The following is a 4,020-nucleotide window of genomic DNA, read 5'->3' as shown; positions in this document are numbered from 1 at the left end:
CAAGAAAGTCACCTACAACATTCATATCAAACGCGTCCTCAAGGGCAAGCTGAACCTGGCCATCGCCGATGGTTCGGTGACTGTCGACGGTCGCGAAATCTACACCGCCGAAGGCCTTCGCGTCGGCGTTTTCACCTCCACTGACAACTTCTAAGGGTTATTCGCATGCGCCGCGTCGTTATCACTGGTCTGGGCATTGTTTCGTGCCTGGGCAATGACAAAGAGACCGTCTCCGCTAACCTGCGTGCAAGCCGCCCTGGCATCCGGTTCAACCCGGAATATGCTGAAATGGGTCTGCGTAGCCAGGTTTCCGGCTCCATCGACCTCAACCTTGAAGAGCTGATTGATCGCAAGATCTATCGCTTCGTCGGCCACGCCGCGGCTTACGCCTACCTGGCCATGAAAGACGCCATCACTGACTCCGGCCTGACCGAAGAACAAGTGTCCAACCCGCGTACCGGCCTGATCGCCGGTTCGGGTGGTGCGTCGACCCTGAACCAGATGGAAGCGCTGGACATCCTGCGCGAGAAAGGCGTGAAACGCGTTGGCCCGTACCGCGTCACGCGGACCATGAGCAGCACCGTTTCCGCGTGCCTGGCCACTCCGTTCAAGATCAAGGGCCTGAACTACTCCATCGCTTCTGCCTGCGCCACCAGTGCTCACTGCATCGGTACCGCCATGGAACAGATCCAGATGGGCAAGCAGGACATCGTCTTCGCCGGTGGCGGTGAAGAAGAGCACTGGAGCCAGTCGTTCCTGTTCGACGCGATGGGCGCCCTGTCCAGCAAGCGTAACGACACCCCGGAACAAGCCTCCCGCGCCTACGACGCCGACCGTGACGGTTTCGTCATCGCTGGCGGTGGCGGCATGGTCGTGGTTGAAGAGCTGGAACACGCTCTGGCCCGTGGCGCCAAGATCTACGCCGAAATCGTTGGCTACGGCGCAACGTCCGACGGCTACGACATGGTTGCCCCGAGTGGCGAAGGCGCGATCCGTTGCATGCAGATGGCAATGTCCACTGTTGATACGCCAATCGACTACCTGAACACCCACGGCACTTCGACTCCGGTCGGCGACGTCGCGGAAATGAAAGGTGTGCGTGAAGTGTTCGGCGACAAGGCACCCGCGATCAGCTCGACCAAGAGCCTGTCCGGTCACTCCTTGGGCGCCGCCGGCGTTCACGAAGCGATCTACTGCATGCTGATGATGGAAGGCAACTTCATTGCCGGTTCCGCCAACATCGACGAGCTGGACCCTGAAGTGGCCGATCTGCCGGTGCTGACCAAGACTCGCGAAAACGCCACCATCAACACCGTGATGAGCAACAGCTTCGGCTTCGGCGGCACCAACGCCACGCTGGTCCTGAAGCGCTGGGAAGGCAAGTAATTCCCCCCGCTTGAGCCACACCTGAAAACGCCCCGACTGGTTCGGGGCGTTTTTTTGCCTGAAGAAATCAGCCGGAACACCACCGATCCCTGTGGGAGCTGGCTTGCCAGCGATAGCGGAGTGTCAGGTAACGAAGATGTTTGCAGTGCCGACGTCATCGCTGGCAAGCCAGCTCCCACAGGGTTCCAGGGTGCTCTGAAAATGAAACTTCTGTCATGAAACCTTTCGCCCTGCGACCGAATGTCGCGGATTACGCGGGCTGCAGCACTGTTGCAAAAAACGCAACAACACCTTGCGCAAATCAAGCGTTTACTTAGCAAGCTAACAAATCATATAAAAGAGTCCTGCACACGCCTTGCTGCAGATAACTTGAGATTTGGAGCTAGCAGATGACTGTAAAAGTAACTGAACGCGACGATTCACACATGTCCCATGAAGGCGTAGCCGCCGGTGTACGGATCTGGGATGTGCATCAACAAGACTTGCTGGTCGGCATGTTCCACAACGAAATCGACGCCCACAACTACAAGGCCGAACTGGAACTGCAAGAACAGCAGCGGGATCTGAAATCCGCCTGATTCAACCACAGCATTGAAACGACAAACCCCGCCATGAGCGGGGTTTGTGTTGTTACAGCCTTATCGCTTTACCACATCAGGTCATCAGGGATCTGATAGGCCGCGTACGGATCGTCCTCGGTGCTGACCTCTTCCGTCTGCACATTGAGCTGGACGATGCGTTGCGGGTCGCGCTCCTGGATCTTCAGGGCCGCCTCACGCGGGATCACTTCATACCCGCCGCCGTGGTGCACGATCGCCAGCGAACCGTTGCTGAGCTTGTTGCGCATCAGCGTGTTGACCGAAATGCGCTTGACCTTCTTGTCGTCGACGAAGTTGTAGTAGTCCTCGGTGTTCAGCTTCGGCAGACGCGAGACTTCGATCAGTTGCTTGACCTGCGCAGCACGGGCCTTGGCCTCGACTTTCTCTTGCTGCTGACGGTTCAGCTCCTGGTCGCGCTTGACCTTCTCGGCCATGGCTTCCTGGGCGGCGCGCTGCTGCGAATCATCCAGTTCGATCTGGCCTTTGTGCGCCAGACGCTGCTGCTTCTGCTTGTCCTTGCTGACCTGTTTGGCCTGCTTTTGGTTGACCAGCCCTGCTTTGAGCAACTGATCGCGAAGGGAAATACTCATGGTGCTTACTCACTTGGGCAGTTGCTCAGCCGCAGCTGGGCACATTCTTTTCCTGGCGTTTGGCTTCGCCCCACAGGGCGTCCAACTCTTCGAGGGTGCAATCTTCCATGGGACGGTGGGTGTCGCGCAATGCCTGTTCGATAAATCGGAAACGTCGTTCGAACTTGGCGTTGGCGCCACGCAACGCCGTTTCCGGATCGACCTTCAGGTGCCGGGCCAGATTGACCACGGAAAACAGCAGGTCGCCGATCTCGTCAGCCACCGCTGCGGGATCATTTTCGGACATGGCTTCGAGGACTTCATCGAGCTCTTCGCGCACCTTGTCCAGCACTGGCAAGGCATCCGGCCAGTCGAAACCGACCTGCCCGGCACGCTTCTGCAGCTTGGCCGAACGTGACAAGGCCGGCAGCGTGGCGGGCACGTCATCGAGCAGTGACAGTTGTTCGGGTGTGGTGGATTTCTCGGCGCGCTCTTCGGCCTTGATCGCTTCCCAGCGCTGCTTGACCTGTTCCTCGCTCAGACGCGGCACGTCCAGCGGCGCGTACAGATCACCGGTGGGGAACACGTGTGGGTGACGGCGAATCAGTTTGCGGGTGATGCTGTCGATCACCCCGGCGAACTCAAAGCGCCCTTCTTCCCGGGCCAACTGGCTGTAATAGACGACCTGGAACAACAGATCGCCCAGTTCGCCCTGCAAGTGATCGAAGTCGCCACGCTCAATGGCGTCGGCCACTTCGTAGGCTTCTTCGAGGGTGTGCGGGACGATGGTCGCGTAGGTTTGCTTGATGTCCCACGGGCAACCGTACTGCGGGTCGCGCAGACGGCTCATCAAATGCAGCAGGTCTTCAAGGCTGTACATCATTTATCTCTCACCACAAAACCATGTGGGAGCTGGCTTGCCAGCGATGCAGACACCTCGGTGAATCAGGACAATCGAGGTGATGCAATCGCTGGCAAGCCAGCTCCCACAGTTGATCGGGGTTGGTCATCAAGGCGTGCGGTTACGCCGCGTCTCGATGATGTTCGGCAACTGCGAAATCCGCCCCAGCAAGCGCCCCAGCGCATCCAGCCCGGGGATCTCGATGGTCAGCGACATCAGCGCAGTGTTGTCTTCCTTGTTCGAACGGGTGTTGACCGCCAGCACGTTGATGCGCTCGTTGAGCAGCACCTGCGAGACGTCACGCAGCAGACCGGAACGGTCGTAGGCGCGGATGACGATGTCCACCGGATAGGTGAGCACCGGCACCGGGCCCCAGCTGACCTGGATGATCCGCTCCGGCTCGCGCCCGGCCAGTTGCAGCACCGAGGCACAGTCCTGACGGTGGATGCTCACACCGCGGCCCTGGGTGATGTAACCGACGATCGCATCGCCCGGCAGCGGCTGGCAGCAGCCGGCCATCTGCGTCATCAGGTTGCCGACGCCCTGAATCTGGATATCGCCGCGC

General features: G+C 59.3%; 5 protein-coding genes and 1 pseudogene. 3 read left to right on the top strand and 3 right to left on the bottom strand.

Annotated features, from left to right (window positions below):
* The 3 genes and pseudogenes from DBR24_RS31450 to DBR24_RS03605 form a co-directional block, all read left to right on the top strand.
* Positions 1-154 (top strand): annotated as a pseudogene (locus DBR24_RS31450) (hypothetical protein); the annotation flags it as partial.
* An 11-nt stretch (positions 155-165) separates the two neighbouring features.
* Complete coding sequence (gene fabB / locus DBR24_RS03610) at positions 166-1,386, top strand: beta-ketoacyl-ACP synthase I (RefSeq protein ID WP_007968959.1); 1,221 nt, start codon at positions 166-168, stop codon at positions 1,384-1,386.
* 389 nt (positions 1,387-1,775) lie between these two features.
* On the top strand, positions 1,776-1,964 hold the full coding sequence (locus DBR24_RS03605) for a hypothetical protein (RefSeq protein WP_003227153.1): 189 nt from the start codon (positions 1,776-1,778) through the stop codon (positions 1,962-1,964).
* A 68-nt stretch (positions 1,965-2,032) separates the two neighbouring features.
* Here DBR24_RS03605 and DBR24_RS03600 read toward each other — a convergent pair whose 3' ends face one another.
* From DBR24_RS03600 to DBR24_RS03590, 3 genes are all read right to left on the bottom strand, one after another.
* Positions 2,033-2,575, bottom strand: coding sequence for a DUF2058 domain-containing protein (locus DBR24_RS03600; protein ID WP_123466894.1), 543 nt, complete (start codon positions 2,573-2,575; stop codon positions 2,033-2,035).
* A 25-nt stretch (positions 2,576-2,600) separates the two neighbouring features.
* A complete protein-coding gene (mazG, locus tag DBR24_RS03595; protein ID WP_128613920.1) occupies positions 2,601-3,434 on the bottom strand; it encodes a nucleoside triphosphate pyrophosphohydrolase in 834 nt (277 codons plus the stop codon).
* 129 nt (positions 3,435-3,563) lie between these two features.
* The coding region (locus tag DBR24_RS03590; protein WP_146188945.1) for an ACT domain-containing protein at positions 3,564-4,020 on the bottom strand (457 nt) is incomplete at its 5' end.

The sequence above is a fragment of the Pseudomonas sp. HMWF006 genome (assembly GCF_003061205.1).
GTDB lineage: Bacteria > Pseudomonadota > Gammaproteobacteria > Pseudomonadales > Pseudomonadaceae > Aquipseudomonas > Aquipseudomonas monsensis.
The sequence above is the reverse complement of the archived record's forward strand: the minus strand, read 5'-3'. Positions and strand labels throughout refer to the sequence as shown.